This window comes from Rheinheimera maricola (assembly GCF_016918075.2).
GTDB lineage: Bacteria > Pseudomonadota > Gammaproteobacteria > Enterobacterales > Alteromonadaceae > Alishewanella > Alishewanella maricola_A.
The window spans coordinates 630,837-647,578 of sequence record NZ_JAERPS020000002.1 but is presented as its reverse complement, the minus strand read 5'-3'; the positions used below and the strand labels follow the sequence as shown (position 1 = coordinate 647,578).

Sequence of the window (16,742 nt, the reverse complement as noted above, 5' to 3'; positions counted from 1 at the left end):
AGATACTTCGAGTAGTGATTTAACTTTTTATAAAACAATATTGTAGGTTGTTTTTTCTGTTTTTTTATTATTTCTGTTGGTTTTGTCCCCTATTGGTAATAGCAAATTGTTAGCCAAAAAGTTGACCTGTGGGTTGACCAATAGCCTGATCAGGTGTAAACATAAGGCAATATAATAAAACTGCCGGTAGTTATTCTTTTTAGAATGTTGGCAATCAGGCTTGGGGGAGGGAAATTTGTGGTCGCAGTTTTGGCCGCAAATTTAATTTGTGTTTAATTTCAAACGGGGAATAAAAATGAGGCACACACTATCGAAAATAACCTTGGCGCTACTGTCTACAACGGCGCTGGGTATCGCGTTCACTGCTAACGCCCAACAGCCAGAGGCAGAAGCTGACGATATTGAAGTCATTCAGGTTTCGGGGATCAGAGGCTCATTAACAAGTGCTTTGGCAGAAAAGCGCTATGCGGCCAGCTTAGTTGAAGTTATTCAGGCAGAAGATATCGGTAAGCTACCCGATCAAAACCTGGCGGAAGTACTTGAAAATATTACTGGTATCCAGATTACGCGCTCAGCTGGTGTCGGTACTGGAGTACAAATTCGCGGTACCGATGCAAACCGCACTGAAATTAATGGTGTATCTACGGTGGGTTCGGGTGCAGGTCGAAGTGGTATTGACTTTGAAGATGTTTCTGCATCAATTATCGCAGGTGTAGAAGTAACCAAGGCGCCACAGGCAAAAACGATTGAAGGCTCTGTAGGTGGAACAATTAACTTAAGAACCATTCGCCCACTGGAGTTAACTGAAACGCTAGCTGCATTCAGAGTTCAGGGTGAAGACAGCAGTTTATCCACCGATGGCGTAAAACCGCGCTTGTCAGGAACCTTTGGTGATAATTGGGAAAATGACCATGGTAAGTTTGGTGTTGTCGTTAGCGGCAGTTACGCTGAACAAGATGTCACCGCATTTCGCCCCCGGGCTGACCGTGACAACCTGGTGCGTTCTGACAGTGGTTTAGCCAGCGCACAAAGTTTCCATTATCTACCCATTCAGTTTCTAATCCAGGATTACGATAATTTTGAATATGAGACGAAGAATTTTGCCGGTTCTTTTGAGTGGGCGCCAAACAGCAACAACAAATTTTGGTTTGATGCGATTATAAATGATCAGGATCGCCGGGAGGAGAGTTCCAGAGTTCAGGCGTCAGGGGTGAGTGATCTTATTGGTGTATCAGTTCCCACTGAATTTGAAACAATTAATTTTGGCTCATTAGATGGTGTCGACCTTGGTAGCATCCAAGCCGCCCTTAAAGGCATTATTCCGGTTCAGTCTGACGGTTCAGACGGCAATTTACGCTTATCCAGTGACACCAGTTCCCGGACCACCAAGAGCAAAATATTCCGCCTAGGCGGGGAGCACCAGGGGGACAATTTTAAAGTAAGCGCCGAGATATCCTCATCTACATCTGATTCTGCGACCCCCAGAATTGATACCACACTTAACTTTGTCAATCCGAATGCGCCAATTGGTTCTGCTAACGATAACGGTATCCCGTTTGAGTATGACTTAAGTGGTGGTGCCTTGGCCTTCGGGATTGCATTTGGCGCAGCGAATGCACCTGCCCCCGCTGATTTGCTTGACCCGGCCAACTACCGTTTGCAAGCGGTGGCAGTGGCAAATAATACCAACGAAAATACTGAAGATGCTGCGCGTATTGATCTTAGTTACGATTTGAATATGTCAATTTTTACCACGCTTGACGCAGGCTACCGCTATAACAAGACGTCTAGTGTATCTAACGTCGTGGGTTCAAACGTCAGTTTATCCAGTATGGCGGATTCACCCAGTGGCGATATGTTTGCTGATATCCTGACAGCCGGGCCTGACAACTTTAATGCTGCAGATGGCAGAACGCTCTATATTAAAGATTTTCTGCTGGTGAACCCAGAGCTGGTAGGCTCTGATCCTGATCGGGTATTTGCTGCGTTGGCTGACGCCATTACTGCCCATGGCGGCTCTAAGCCACTGAATACACCAACGTCATCGGTTGCGGGTTTTTATGATATCAGTGAGTCAACCAACGCACTGTATGCTCAGGCAAATTTTGAAACGGGCATTTTTCGCGGTAATTTGGGTGTGCGTTATGTAAAAACCGACCTTGATTCAACCGGCAACCGCAGCGTTAACGGAGACGTCGTCGCAGAAACCACCTCCAGTGATTACAGTTTTGTGCTGCCGCGGATTAACCTGGCCGCCGATGTCACCGACGATGTGGTGCTGCGCGCCGCTTATGGTAAGGATATACGTCGTCCGAATTTTAGCGACCTTTCAAGTTCTTACACATTCAGCACCAGCCCTAATCCGCCGGTAGCCGGTGGTAACCCTAACTTAAAACCCGAAGTGGTCACCTCTTTTGATCTTTCTGCCGATTGGTATTTTGCTGAGGCCGCAGTTGTCAGTATCGGCTATTTCCACAAGACACGTAAGGATGTACATGTGGGGCAACAGGACGATCCTTATTCAGCGCCTGTCACAGGATATCGTGACATTGTTGGTCCGGTGTGTGAGCAAGGCGGTATCTGGAACCCCATTGCGCTAATCAACGTGTTTGGTCCGGTGAGCTCTGACGTCGGTGTTTGTGTACCATTCTCCAGTATCATTAATGACACTAAAGACACCACGCAAAAAGGCATCGAAATGGCATTCCAGTATGACCTTTCTGCTTTTGAAGACGACCTGGGCTGGGCATCTGGTTTTGGTGTGGTGGCAAACTATACTATTCAGGAATTCTCTGGTGGTGAAGCGGTCAATACCTCGGCCAGTCGTCCTAGTCAGGTCTTTGCTGCGTCGACAGGTGGTACAGGTTCACTGAACGTTACTGCCGTACAGGGCTTACTCAATTTATCTGAAAATGCCTACAACTTTACCTTGTATTACGAAAAATATGGCTTGTCTGCCCGCATGCGTTACACGTGGCGTGAAGGGTTTCGCTCAAACGATTTTGGCAGTACATCAAGTTATCCTTGGGGGTTTCCGGTAATTCAGGAAGACAGAGGTCAGCTTAATGCCAGTATCAGTTATGAGGTGAACGATCAACTCAATATTGGCATTGAAGCTGTTAACCTGACGGAATCTGAGGTTAGCCAATCTTGTGTTAATGAAGGGGCACTGCTTTGCTTCCAGGGCTTAACAGACCGTCGGATAACCTTTGGTGCCAGCTATAGGTTCTGATTCCACTAACCAGGGGCGGGTTATCTGAGATAACCGCTCCTGGTAATCTCGACGCAAAAGCCATTGTTGAAGCAAGCCTTAGCGGCTTGCTTTTTTTTGCATTTGGGGTGATAAAAAAAGGCTCTGTGTCAGAGCCTGTTGTCAGGAAAAAAACCGTTCCAGATGTGCAATGGCTTGCGCAAACCGTTTTTACTTAGTCAGGTGAGAAATAGAATACAAACCCCGGGTCTCATCCGTTTTACGTTTGATCTCCTCTAACGCTTTTGCTTCGCTTGCCTCGAACAAGGCGTTGATCAGACGGTTAAAATGATTGTGCATGGATTTTCTTGCCGCTGATGAGTCACGTTTGGCAATGGCATCATAAATAGCGGTATGTTCTTTGATGCGTTGCTCTATACCTTGCGAGCATACATCCTTATATGCGGCAATCACTTGTGGCTCATTCCGTCTAACTTTCCAAAGGTTGTTAATAGACATGACAATGGCATTGTTACGTGTTGCTCTGGAAATGATCTCGTGGAATCTTTGATCAGCCTCATCTGCCTTTTCTGCAGACGACATATCATCCAGCGCCTGTTTAAGAGCTGAAAGCTCGGTATCCCGGATGGTGGCTGCGGCTAAAGCTGCCGCTTCTGCCTCTACCAGTGCCCGGGCCTGAGTGAGTTCAAATGCGCTAATGGACTTAAGCGAAGAGTCTGATCCAGCAAAGTCAGTAACATATACGCCTGATCCCGTTTTTACTTCCACTCGCTCTCTGACTTCCAGAGCGATGATTGCTTCGCGTATGGTCGGACGGCTTACATCATAAGCCTCGGCAAGCTCTCGTTCGGCCGGAAGGCGGCTCCCTGCAGGGTAAACGCCTTTGTCTATCAAAGCTTCTAACTTTTCAACAACTGTCCAGAAACGTCTGCGTTTCTTCATGATTTTTATCCCTTTAAGTCTTGCCATTAGTAAAACATGTACTTGTGCCGATTGTAGCCTGAACCCTTAGAACTTCGCAAAAGCCCAGCATCCGATACAGCTATAATAACTCTCCATAGTGGAAAGTGCTAATTGGTAATTAATTTTAATATTAATTGGTAAGATACAATTGATTCTGTTGGTTTTCAAATTGGTTTTTGTGGCGGAGTGTGTATTGCTTTTGCAACTCCCTCATACTGGCACACACGGTTTATTGCTTTGGAGTATTGCTCAATGGCGCGAGCAAGCTCTGATGAATATAGCCGATAGTGCCGTCAGGTAGTTCAACTTCAAACCAGGGCGTAAAGGGTTCTTTTGCCAATAGTATAACGACGCTGCCATGAGCTATTTGTGTTAACGCCGAGGCTTTGGTGCTTGCAGCTGACCTGACAAAAACATTAGATCCCGACTCTGTTACCACAACATATTGCAGCCGGGCGGCTCTCACCATGTCAGGGGTTATTCTGACCACATCATTTAAAGTGATAAGCCAATTCCAGCCATCGGCTATTGGAAAGTCGGATAACCATTCGCCAAGCTTGCTGCCCCAGCCCTGAGCATGAACATTAGAACTTAAGGTCAACAGTAGTAGCAGCAGTGCTTTGTAAGCCATTAATCGTCTCCTCCCAACATGCCCAGGCCGAAGCCAGCCAATTCGGCTGCCGCCTGGAGAACTAGCGCGTAGTTTTCTTCTATGCCAGATTGCACCACAGCATCAAACTGGGTGATTAGGCTATTTTCCTTATCGTCAAGTAGTTCGGCAAGTAGCTCAAGCGCTATGTCTTCTGTGTGCGATCTCACCAGTTCTTTTGCTGCGTCGTCTAGCTCTTTTAACAGCGGCTCCAGTCGAGATGGAGTCGCCGCTATCGCTTTTTGCTGGGACGGCTTTAGCTTAGTAAGTGGCGGCATAATAGCTGCGCCAACTAGGCCCGTGGCATCTAATCGGGCGATAGCGTCCTGGCTTATTTTTGCTGCATTATCGTTAGCCGCTGGCGTCGCCTCTTTAGACCACAATGTTTCGTCGTAAAAATTTACATAAACGACCCCTTTAACACTGGGCGTGCCATTAAAACGTCGGCTTGTGGGAAACAAGTCAATATTCAGCACACAAGCGGCATCGCTATCACGCTGCGGTTTGCTAAATAAAGGTTTGCCGGTGCTGTGTAGTGTTTCGTCGGGAAAAAATAGTGAAAAAATTTGTGCCAGCATGTCCGGTAGGTGTTCTTCGAACACGCGTTGGTAGCTGGCGGCCTTGCTGTCTGCATTTAATGCGGCAAATAATTGGAAAATGAAGTACTGCGTCACCAGGCTATTGCCCACATCTGCAGTTGTTTTAGCGCTAATGTTATTAGACACCAGGTAATGCTGTACATAAGTCGTAAAATCTCGTGCCGAATCATTAACCCGCTCTGAGCTGGCGGCTTTAATCAGCTCTTTGACTAACGTAGAGAAAGATCGACCATTTACAACATAGTTGTCACGCAGTGCGTCAAGACTAATCTGATCAGTCACATTCGCGTGCCAGGTTGCTTGCAGGCTATTTAATGTCAGACGTTCAGTATCTGAAATTTTGGGTGTCGCTGTCAGGGTATTGTTAGTCCAAACAAACCAATCTTTGTTCAGTCTTACATCTATTGGCAGATGGCTATTTGATTGCAACTGCCGTTGGATCAACGCATATCTCAGCACATCGAAAAAGCCGTTGTAGCGGGCAATGTCTTTGGCGTTTTGTTGGTTGTGTTGCTTTGCATGATTGGCTGCTAAACTATTTACTTTTTGCAGCAGGCCTATACGGTTTTTGTAGCGCTCGAAAACAAGATCTCTTGCCAGCTGTGCTTGTCTGATAATGCGCCGCGGCTTCCACCATCTTTTCTGTTGGCATTGTTGCAGTATCCGCTCATAAGCCGCCACAGTGTCAATTTGCTGTGCATTGATAAAAGCTTGTTTCATACTGGGCGTGTTATTGTTCAATCTGATGCGGCTAGGGAAAAGCTTTCGGCTTGCCCAATAAGTGAGAAAAACCGCAGGAAAAATCCACCACCACATATGCAGTAGCAGGGTATTACCGGGCACGACAAAAGGTAACGATACTTGCGCGCTATGTTCAGCAGATAAGCGCAAAAACTTTTTTGTTTCTGGATGGTAGAGGCCAAGTTTAGTATGTTTCGGCGAATTTGGGCTAAGCGGGTTCAATCGCCAGGAAAAATGATATAACAGTGAATTTTTATCATTTGCAGGGTAGCGCGCGGTATAGTCGTCCATCACAACATATGTTGGAGGGCCAAATAGCACACCTATTATTGTGGCGATTAAGCTTAGGTAACAGAAACGACGAAAGCCTTTAAACTTGTAAAATAAAACCAACAATAGCAATAGTGCGGTTATGATTATAATTTTTCCGATCACAATGCGTTACCTTTTTGTACTTTTAAATATTGGCGTATCAATTGAATAAAGGTGTAAAAATTCAAGCAGTGGTGTATTTAAAACAACGGTAATTGCATGACTACGAATGGTTTAATTTCATTGTAAAACATGTTGTACCAAATATTGATATTTTAATACTGCCATGAAATGAAAAGGATTGCTTGCAAAATTTTGCAGCTATTGTTGTTAACGTGCATCTCATGCATCGCTATGCGATGGTGATGAGCAGGGAATATTTAATTACCGTACAACCCGCGTTGGTGCAGGCACTAGCATCGTTGCTGGGTTAAGATTCAACAAATAAAAAGCCCCGCAGTGCGGGGCTTGCTTGGTGTTTCGTAGCTAGGCTGCAGCTTATTTCACATCAAAGCGATCGGCGTTCATCACTTTTACCCAGGCATTAACAAAGTCGTGCACAAACTTTTCTTTGTTATCGTGCTGGGCATACACCTCGGCGTACGATCGCAGTATTGAGTTAGAACCAAACACTAAATCGACCCGGGTTGCTGTCCATTTGCTGGCGCCGGTTTTGCGCTCGACAATGTGGTACAGGTTTTTACCGGCGGGCTGCCAGCTGTAGGCCATGTCGGTTAAGTTAACGAAAAAATCATTCGTTAGCACACCGGGTTTATCGGTAAATACGCCATGTTTGCTGCCACCGTAGTTGGTGTCCAGCACGCGCATACCGCCAATCAGTACTGTCATTTCCGGCGCGGTTAAACCCAGCAGCTGGGCTTTATCCAGCATCAGTTCTTCCGGTTGTACCGCGTAGTCTTGTTTGACAAAGTTACGGTAAGCATCATGCAGCGGCTCTAACACGGCAAAGGCGTCAACATCGGTTTGTTCGGCGCTGGCATCGCCGCGTCCGGCAGTAAATGGCACGCTAATCGCGACACCAGCGGCTTTGGCGGCTTGTTCTATTGCCGCACTGCCACCCAGTACGATTAAGTCGGCCATACTTACCGTTTTATTAAAGCTCGCTTTAATGCCCTCTAGCACGTTAATTACCTTGGCCAGGCGCTCGGGTTCATTGGCTTGCCACTGGTTTTGTGGTGCCAGGCGGATACGGCCTCCGTTGGCGCCGCCACGGTAATCCGAGCCACGGAAGGTACGGGCACTGTCCCAGGCGGTGGCAATAAGCTCGCTCTGGCTTAAGCCGCTTTGCAGCAACTGGTTTTTTAGCGCAGCGATATCGGCAGCGGTTAAATCGGCGTTGCCAGCGGGTATTGGATCTTGCCAAATTAAGTCTTCATTGGGTACATCGCTGCCCAAATAGCGGCTTTTGGGGCCTAAATCACGGTGCGTTAATTTAAACCAAGCGCGGGCGAACACGTCAGAAAAATAGGCCGGGTCTTTATAGAACCGCTCGGAAATCTTGCGGTAATCGGGGTCCATTTTCATTGCCATATCGGCATCGGTCATCATCGGCATGCAGCGCACCGACGGATCTTCGACATCGACTGGTTTATCTTCCTCTTTAATATTTACCGGCTGCCACTGCCAGGCACCGGCCGGGCTTTTGGTTAATTCCCAATCGTGTTCCAACAGCATTTTAAAGTAGCCGTTATCCCACTGTGTTGGCTGGCTGGTCCAGGCGCCTTCAATACCGCTAGTGACGGTATCGCGGCCAATACCGCGGCTTTTGTGGTTGTTCCAGCCGAAGCCTTGCTCATGCACGTCTGCCGCTTCTGGCTCCGGGCCTAAGTTTGCGGCTTTGCCATTACCATGGGCTTTGCCCACAGTATGGCCACCGGCGGTTAGGGCGACGGTTTCTTCATCGTTCATCGCCATGCGCTCAAAAGTAACGCGCACATCATGCGCGGTTTTCAGCGGATCCGGCTTGCCGTCTACACCCTCAGGGTTAACGTAAATTAAACCCATCATTACTGCCGCCAGCGGGTTTTCCAGCTCGCGCTCGCTATTGGCAGTAGACGAGTAACGCGTACCTTCGCTACCGGTGGGGGCCAACCAGTCTTTTTCTGCGCCCCAGTAAATGTCTTTCTCGGGGTGCCAGATATCGGCACGGCCGCCGGCAAAACCAAAGGTTTTTAAGCCCATAGACTCATAGGCCATATTGCCGGCCAAAATCATTAAATCGGCCCAGGACAATTTATTGCCGTATTTTTGTTTAATTGGCCACAGCAAGCGGCGGGCTTTGTCGAGGTTGCCATTATCTGGCCAACTGTTAAGTGGCGCAAAGCGCTGGTTCCCGGTGCCGGCGCCACCACGGCCGTCGGCAATACGATAGGTGCCGGCACTGTGCCAGGCCATACGAATAAACAAACCGCCATAGTGGCCCCAATCTGCCGGCCACCAGCTTTGGCTGTCGGTCATCAGGCTGTGTAAATCACGTTTTACGGCGGCTAAATCCAGCTGTTTAAAGGCTTCGGCGTAATTAAAGTCCTGGCCCAGCGGGTTGGTCTTACTGTCATGCTGGTGCAAAATGTCCAGGTTTAGGGCTTTAGGCCACCATTGCTTGGCAGTTGTACCTGCCGACGTATTGCCACCGTGCATTACCGGGCATTTACCGCCGTTATTGTTGTCCATAGCTTGCTCCTTTGATTGTGTTACATAGCAGGCCTAATCAGGCTGCCTGTATCAAGATGCTTCAAACTATAGACGCTGTACGCGTATCGCGACAGTGAGTTTTTCCGGCTGGGCTAATCGGTTTTATCGATACAAAACAACAAAATAGTGAGAACGTTTATTACTGCTTGCTAAAACTAAATGGCGGATATACCGGCAGTTGTAGCTGGCCATCGGCTGGCAGAGTCGCCGCCTGCTGCTGTAGTTGCTGTACTGCAGGGATAATAGCGCTGCGAAACGCTGCTACTTCATTCCAGCTGCGCCTAAAGGCATTGTCGGGCATAGTGTCCGAGCTTTCAAAGCCAGCCAGTAAAGGCCCCAGGTGCTGATAGGCTAGTGCCAGTTTGTCGGCTTGCTGGCGCTCAAATTGGTTAATTTGCTGCATTAGTGCCGGGGCTATGTCTGGCTGTTGTGCTGCAGTGGCCAAAAAATCCTGCTGCATAAAATACTGCTGGTAGTCGGTGGCAGAATGCGACGCCGCGTTGGTCCAGTGCATTAAATCGGCTTTATTTAGCAGCTGGCCAGTGGCGGGGTTAATAACCATCACCGTGGGCGTGCCGTAGTACAGCGGCAATTGGTAGCGCTGCGTCACCGCCTGGCCATATTGCAAATAGCCTACATCCACCAGTGCAATGTTAAAACGCTGCTGCAACTGGGCGGCGAATGCCGGCTGGTTAAACTGCTTTAGCAGCGCCTCACTGTCGTGGCACCAACCACTGCCTAATACCAGTAACAACAGTTTTTGCTCGGCCACGGCGTTTTGCTGCAGCGCACTTAGGGTTGGCAATACTTGCTGCTCGTCGGTAAAGGCCAATGCCGCAGCGGGCAACGTGTCAGCCCGGCTAGTAAACAGCAGCAGGCTAAGTAGCGTTAACAGTATTAAACAGGGTTTCAGCATGGGTGGCTCCGGCAGCAACGCTTAGGGTTAGCGGCAGAGTGTGACAAATTTAGCTGCCATTTAACAGTGCTGATACTTGCGATAAAAAGCTAAAATATTAGCCAAAGCCTTACCTTAGCGCATTGTTCCAGATAGGATAATCAGCCTTTAACCGCCAGGTATCGCAGGAGTATGTTATGAGTGCCAGCCCGTTTAGCTATGTCGACCAGCAGCGTTTAACTTTGCAATGCGGTAGCCGTTTGCCGGCAGCGCAGTCGTTATTAGTGCTGGCGGCTAACAGCAATTTGGCGCAGCAGCTGGCGCCTGCGCCGACAGCGTCGCAGCTACTTGCCGCAGCAGAGCAAGCCTATCAGGCGGGTTACGAGCAACATGCAACAACTGAGTTTGAGCTGCGAGGCCTGGCCATTGCCGGTATGGGCGACCCCCTGTTGCACCTTGATATGCTAGCGGTGTTGTTGCCGGCGTTTAAAGCCAAGCGCCATGGTGTGCCGGTAACGCTGGTCACTTATGGCTTGGTGGCAGCCAACGCGGCGCCGGCATTGTGCCAACAGCTTCTGGCGCTTGAAGTAGAAAAACTGGAGATTTACCTGCCAGTCACTAATCCGCCGGCGTATCAGCAAACGGTTAAGCCAACGCAATTGGGTTTTAGCGAGTTGTGCCAGTTTATTCATACTGCGGCTGAGGCCGGTTTACAGGTCAGCTGTTTTGCCTATGCGCCGGTAGCACAACAAAGCGAACTGCGCGCGCTGGCGCTGGATTTAGGCGCCCGCGGCTTTGTGGTTAAACAACCTTAAGCAGTAAACCGTTGCTGCGGTTAATGCCTGGTAGCTGCCGGCTTTACCCTGGTGTCGTACAACTGCTGCAGTGCTTCGGCTATGGTCATTTCGGTGTTTTCACTCAGGTAACGCTCTACCTGTTTATGCACAAAAATCACTGCTTGTTTATGCTGTTTGGCAAAGGCGGCACATTGCTGTTTTAGCTGCTGGTTAAATTCTTTCTCAGCCACTTGCTTATGTATGGCATTAATCGCCCGCTCAAAGTTGTTGTCGTTATCGGCAAAGGCTTCTTTTAAGGCGTTTTTCGGTATGCGGTAGGCTTTACTGGCAAAATCTAATGCTTCACGAAAGCTATCAAAACTCTCGCCAAACACCTCAAACACCAGCGGGGCGGTATCGTGCACCTGCTGGCTAATACCGCCGGCTTCATAGTCAAAGCCAGCAAAGCTAAGCCGTTGTGTGGTTTCCGCACCCAGTTTTAAGCCGGCTTCAATACTGTGGCGCAGGCTAAAATCTAACCCGGCTAACTCTTCAGTTGTCCACATGTCATATATGGTCAGCGCTTTGGCATACTTCTTCGCTAAGGCAGCCCTGGCAAACAGCCGCCGCTCATCCAAGGTGCCGGCCTTGCAGGCTTTTAGCAGTTCAACACACTCATTACAGCTGGGTATTTTTAAAAACTCACTTGGCTCACGCGTGGCCAGGTAAAACTCCACATATTGCAACGGCGGCGCATAATCATGCCTGGCGGCAATACAGCCGCAGTAAAAGCAGGTATTAAAATAGTTGCTACGGCTGGGTACCAGCAGGTTGTAATCGGTATCAATTGCCATAGTAGCGTCCAAAAGTGGCGATTATAACTAAATTGGCGCAGGGTGTAACAAATGGCTGAGCCAGTTATTCGCCGGTGTGCGTTTTGCAATGTATTAGATGCCGGCTTGCAACCATTTTAGTGCACCAGGGAACCGGCGCGACCAGTCCACTTCGCAGTGTCGTCCCAAATCATCCTTCACCAACTTAAGATTTTCCGCTTGAAAACCCTGTTTGAGTAGCAGGCTATTTAATTGCTCGATTTGCTCGTAATTACCATATTCCATCTGCCCCATATCAAAATATATTTTGCTATTGCCAATAGTTTGCTGCTGTTTGATAGCTTCGAATAACACATTTTTTCCGTGCATATTTTCAACCGCTAAAGCCGGTGAAAATGCGGCGGTAAAGCCAAAGGTGTCGCTATGCGCCAGCGCGGCATAAATGGCCATTAAGCCGCCCAGCGAGCTGCCCGCTAAACCGGTGTTGGCTGACTGTGGCTTGGTGCGGTAGCTGCTGTCGATAAAGGGCTTTAGTGTGTCCTTAATCGAGCGAATCGTTAATTCACCCTGGCCTTGTGCGGCCTTGCCATCGCGGTCTTTAAAATCCCAGGGGTTGTATTCAACCCAGCGGTGGACACTGTTGGGCACCGCCACCACAATCATTTCATCCAAAGTGCCAGCGGCGGTCAGCTGTTCCAGCAGCTCATCAATGCGCCATTCATCGCTGTGTGCTGATTGAGCGTTAAAAATATTTTGGCCATCTAACATATATAAAACCGGGTAGGTTTTGTCGGGGTTGTGTTGGTAGGACTTGGGCAGATAAACGTCTATATCACTGCTGCGGGCAAATTGCGGCAGAGTAAAATCTTTATGCTGTACTATGTTGCCGCTTAAACTTGGCTCAGCAGTTTTTAATGGTTTATCGCCGGTCCAGAGCGGAATATGCACGGCCATTTCGGCATCGTCACCGGTTGCCTGATGTAGATAGATACATTGGCTTTTTGCCATTTCGTTGGCGGGCATCAATTGCCAATTTTTATTTTTTACCAAGGTGAAAAATACATTTTTTTCGGTGACGGGAATAGTAGTACTCAGCTCCCCTTTGTCGGTGCTAAGTGGGTAAGCCTGGTCACCCTCCAGCGCCCAATCATTAAAACTGCCGACCAGATGAATAGTTTCACTGGCAGAGTAATCAGCGGGTGGTGTCACCTTAATGGTTAAGCTGGCAACTGCCGGATTTTTGTCGGCACATGCAGTTAGGGTTAAAACAGCGGCAATTGTCAGGATGATTTTGCTGTGAGTCATTGTTGCTGCTTTCCTTTATGTTGGTGATGCTAGTGGTTGATCTGCGTTTTCACCGCTTAATTGAAGATTAAGTTTAATGTTGTTCTAGCCCGAATAATCTAGTCTACGCATCACACTGCTGCTCAACAAAGCCCTTTCTTTAATTGGCGTTACACACTAAAACGTGGTCAGTTCTACTCATGTCACTTGAACCATAAAGCAGAAATTTGCATTTCCATTTTTTAAATCGATATAAAACAAATGCTTAAGTGTTGGCATGGTTTTCGCTACATGATTTTCGCAAATTAGTGTCTGATTTCAAAAATTCATAAGGTTATTTCAATGAAAAAATTATCCGCTTTAGTCTTACTGGCAACTTCCCTGTTAATAGGAGCGCAAACTGTTCGTGCTGAAGAGCCGGCACAAATTATGTTGCTGGGTACTTTTCACTTTACTAACCCCGGTTTGGACACGGTAAAAACGTCAGTGTTGGATGTTACCTCTGCTGACAGTCAGCAGTATTTACAAGCCTTTAGCCAAAAACTGGCGCAGGATTTTGCCCCGACAGATGTTTTGCTGGAGTGTGCGGTAGGCTTTCAGGGCAAGCTAAATGAGCAGTATCAACAGTATTTAAAAGGCGAGTTTACACTGCCAGTGAATGAGATTTATCAACTCGGATTCAGGGTGGCTAAGGCCGCAGGTGGTAGCGCCGTGCGCTGCTTCGACGAGCGGGAAATACAGTGGAATGCCGGGCCACTGTTTGAACAAATGCCAACAAAGGCACCAGCCATTCAAGCAGCTTTTGATACCTTAATTGCAGACGTTACTGCCCAAAGCAACGACATGCATAGAACATTGAGCCTGGCTGATTTATTGCGCGCGATGAATTCAGAACAACAATACCGGCTGAATAAATCTATTTACTTACTCAGCAATGAGGTAGGTGCCGGGGATGGCTTTGCCGGCGCAGATGCTGCGGCAAGTTGGTGGCACAGAAACTTTCGCATGTACGCCAACATTCAACTAGCGGCCAGCCCGGGCAAGCGGGTTTTGGTAATTGCCGGGCAAGGCCATATAGCGGTTATCAAAGATTTTCTGGCCAGTGACACACAGCGCAAAGCGGTGTCTGTTGACAGTTTTTTCTGATATTCAGGTGTTCTTCTCAACCAGGTTGCAGCGCTTTTAACCTGGTTGGGTAATGCTGCGGTTTTTTGTTTGGGTAAGTGCCCTGGCAAGCGAGGTAATATCATAATAATCACGAAAAGCAGGTATTAAAGTGGTTGCTACGGCTGGGTGCCAGCAGGTTGTAATCGGTATTGTTAGCCATAGTAGCGCCAAAGTTGGAGTGGGGGGGTGTTGCTATTCTGCCCATTGCCACGCGTCTGGAATATTGCTACAACACTGGCAACCGTTTGAAAGGCTTTTAGCAACTGAATGAGCAAAACCATTGATATTTACCACCAGGGCGCGGCGCTATTTGCTGCCCAATATGATGCGCTAAGCTTTGAGCAGGTGCATGCTTGCTGGCAGCCGTATTGGCCAAAAGAGCAACTGGTGCTGGATATTGGCGCCGGTAGTGGCCGTGATGCGTTGTGGCTGGCTGGGCAGGGTTGCCAGGTTATTGCCATTGAACCTGCTGCAGACTTACTGCGCTTAGGTCAGTTAAAAACAGACGGGCTACTGGCGCAGCAAGTTACCAGAGTGCAGTGGCTGCAAGACAGCCTGCCGGAACTTAAAGCCTGTTATCAGCTTAACCTGCAATTTAATACCATCTTACTCAGCGCGGTGTGGATGCACATTGCGCTGTCTGAACGTGAGCGGGCATTTCGTAAGATTGCCAACCTGTTAGCCCCAGGCGGTCGTTTTGTGTTAAGCCTGCGATTTGGCGATTTTAGCGATCAGCGTACTGCTTATCCGGTAACTGTGGATGAAATAGCTGCGCTGGCGCGGCAGTTTGGCTTGGTGCTGCGCTTTGTCAGCGAGATAACCGCTGATGCCGGTGGCCGCAGTGGTGTGACATGGCAAACGCTGGTGCTGGAACTGCCGGATGACGGTAGTGGCAGCCTGAGCAAAGTGCGGCATATCGTAGTGAACGACAATAAATCTTCGACCTATAAACTGGCGCTGCTGCGCACTTTGGTGCGTATAGCTGATGCTCATCCCGGTGCAGTAGTCGATAAACAAGACGGCACTGTCGCTATTTCGCTTGGCTTGGTGGCGCTGTATTGGATCCGCCTGTTTAAACGTCTGGTGGATAACAATATTCAGCAAAGCTCAGACCCGGCTAAAGGGTTGGGTTTCGTTAAAGCCAGCGGCTGGGATTTACTCAAACACCTTACTGCAGACGATTTTGCTATAGGTAACTTTTACACCGGCCAGGACGCTGGCGCTTTGCAGCAGTTGTTCAGCGATACCTTAGCGACCATTAAAGCTGGGCCCGTGACGTATATCTGGCAGGGCCATAAAGATAACCGCCTGTTTGATATGCAGCGCAGTAAAACCAAACGCCAAAGCGCAGTGTTGCTGGATAAAACCTTTTTAGACAGCTTCGGTAGCTTTGTGCTGCTCGAAGATATGTGGAACTGTTTTCGCCAATACGGCTGCTGGATAGAACCCTTGCTGGTGCAGCAATGGGTGGCAGAAATGCAAAAGTATGAGCTGAACCAACAGCGGCAGATCACACTTGATACCTACCATAACCAGCTACGCTGGTTGGATCGGCAGCACGATACCGCGTTGGTGAGGAAAAAGGTTGAAACACTGCGCGGGCAGGGCGCGGCGGTGTGCAGCGTCTGGAGCGGTGACTTACTCTATAGCTACGATATTGACCACTGTGTGCCATTTAGTTACTGGCCGAATAACGATTTATGGAACCTGCTGCCGGCCAGCTCGCGGGAAAACAAGCTGAAACGTGACCGGCTACCCAGCCAGGCGCGGTTAAAATCAGCCGGTTATCATATTAAAGACTGGTGGCAGCAAGCCTGGCAGAGTGAGGCGGAGCAACAACGGTTTTTTATTGAAGCCGGTTTATCGTTGCCAAACATCGCAACCGGCTGCCGCGATTTTGATGAGGTATTTAACGCTCTGCAGTTGCAGATAATTGGCGTAAAGCAGCGGCTACAAGTGGCTGAGTGGTAGCTTGCCACACTGCACAAGCCGGTTAGCTAAAACTGGTCTTCACCTCTGTGGTCGCCGCTGTCATCAGCTTATGTATCGGGCATTTATCGGCGATGGCGGCGAGTTGGCTTTTTTGCTCGTCGGTTAATTGCCCCAGCAGCTTTAGCTGCACATTTAACACATACACACCCTGGGCTTCGCGGCTGTTGTCGCGCTCTATTTCTATGTCGATATAGTCCAGCGGCAGTTGCTTGCGTTTGGCATACATCATTACCGTGATGGCTTTGCAGGCGGCCAGCGCGGCGTCGTAATAGTCGTGCGGGTCGGGGGCGCTGTCGTCACCACCTAAGTCTTTGGCGACGTCGGCAAATACGCTGTGCTGGTGTATACGAATGGTTTGGCGGTATACGCCGCTGTCGCTTTTACGTAATGTGATGCTCATATACCACCTGTGCTCGGGTTGTTGTTAGGGTGTGCTTAGCAGCGATGTTAGCCGGCAAATAAGCGAATGCCTAGGGCTGCGGCTGTAGTGATAGTAACTGCCACACGTTAACATATTGATTTATTTAAATGCGCATTTTGGCTGAAGAATATTTCAGCAATTTGAACAAATTTTGTTCCCGCTTATATGCCCAACTGGTACAATGAGG

12 protein-coding genes are annotated in these 16,742 nt (G+C 48.6%); 4 read left to right on the top strand and 8 right to left on the bottom strand.

All coding sequences use genetic code 11. From position 1 onward, the window contains the following. The first annotated feature begins 295 nt into the window (after positions 1–295). Positions 296–3,232, top strand: a complete 2,937-nt coding sequence (locus tag I4W93_RS08575; protein WP_205309814.1) for a TonB-dependent receptor — start codon at positions 296–298, stop codon at positions 3,230–3,232. Positions 3,233–3,421: 189 nt separating this feature from the next. Here the strand turns inward: I4W93_RS08575 and I4W93_RS08570 are convergent, their stop codons facing one another. The 5 genes from I4W93_RS08570 to I4W93_RS08550 all read right to left on the bottom strand — a co-directional run bounded on the left by I4W93_RS08570 (position 3,422) and on the right by I4W93_RS08550 (position 10,103). Further along, complete coding sequence (locus I4W93_RS08570) at positions 3,422–4,153, bottom strand: FadR/GntR family transcriptional regulator (RefSeq protein ID WP_224673343.1); 732 nt, start codon at positions 4,151–4,153, stop codon at positions 3,422–3,424. A gap of 250 nt (positions 4,154–4,403) precedes the next feature. Beyond that, the gene (locus I4W93_RS08565; protein WP_205309812.1) at positions 4,404–4,805 is read right to left on the bottom strand and encodes an SH3 domain-containing protein; all 402 of its coding nucleotides are present in this window, start codon (positions 4,803–4,805) and stop codon (positions 4,404–4,406) included. Beyond that, on the bottom strand, positions 4,805–6,142 hold the full coding sequence (locus I4W93_RS08560; protein ID WP_205309811.1) for a hypothetical protein: 1,338 nt from the start codon (positions 6,140–6,142) through the stop codon (positions 4,805–4,807). Before I4W93_RS08560 ends, I4W93_RS08565 begins: the two co-directional genes overlap by 1 nt. Before the next feature lie 831 nt (positions 6,143–6,973). Then, entirely contained in the window at positions 6,974–9,166 is a 2,193-nt protein-coding gene (gene katG, locus I4W93_RS08555; protein WP_205309810.1) for a catalase/peroxidase HPI, read from the bottom strand. A gap of 160 nt (positions 9,167–9,326) precedes the next feature. Next, a complete protein-coding gene (locus tag I4W93_RS08550; RefSeq protein ID WP_205309809.1) occupies positions 9,327–10,103 on the bottom strand; it encodes a hypothetical protein in 777 nt (258 codons plus the stop codon). A 176-nt stretch (positions 10,104–10,279) separates the two neighbouring features. Between I4W93_RS08550 and I4W93_RS08545 the strand changes: the two genes are divergently transcribed. Next, complete coding sequence (locus I4W93_RS08545) at positions 10,280–10,897, top strand: hydrolase TatD (protein WP_205309808.1); 618 nt, start codon at positions 10,280–10,282, stop codon at positions 10,895–10,897. 20 nt (positions 10,898–10,917) lie between these two features. Here the strand turns inward: I4W93_RS08545 and I4W93_RS08540 are convergent, their stop codons facing one another. Then, entirely contained in the window at positions 10,918–11,712 is a 795-nt protein-coding gene (locus I4W93_RS08540) for a hypothetical protein (protein ID WP_205309807.1), read from the bottom strand. A gap of 93 nt (positions 11,713–11,805) precedes the next feature. Continuing rightward, positions 11,806–12,996: an alpha/beta hydrolase gene (locus I4W93_RS08535; protein ID WP_205309806.1), complete on the bottom strand. Its 1,191-nt coding sequence runs from the start codon at positions 12,994–12,996 to the stop codon at positions 11,806–11,808. Between the two features lie 321 nt (positions 12,997–13,317). On the opposite strand from I4W93_RS08535, the gene I4W93_RS08530 reads away from it, so the two are divergent. Further along, positions 13,318–14,121, top strand: a complete 804-nt coding sequence (locus tag I4W93_RS08530; protein ID WP_205309805.1) for a DUF5694 domain-containing protein — start codon at positions 13,318–13,320, stop codon at positions 14,119–14,121. Between the two features lie 288 nt (positions 14,122–14,409). Further along, on the top strand, positions 14,410–16,113 hold the full coding sequence (locus I4W93_RS08525; protein ID WP_205309804.1) for a class I SAM-dependent methyltransferase: 1,704 nt from the start codon (positions 14,410–14,412) through the stop codon (positions 16,111–16,113). Between the two features lie 22 nt (positions 16,114–16,135). On the opposite strand, the gene I4W93_RS08520 is transcribed toward I4W93_RS08525, so the two are convergent. Continuing rightward, a complete protein-coding gene (locus tag I4W93_RS08520; RefSeq protein WP_205309803.1) occupies positions 16,136–16,534 on the bottom strand; it encodes an OsmC family protein in 399 nt (132 codons plus the stop codon). Positions 16,535–16,742 lie beyond the last annotated feature (208 nt).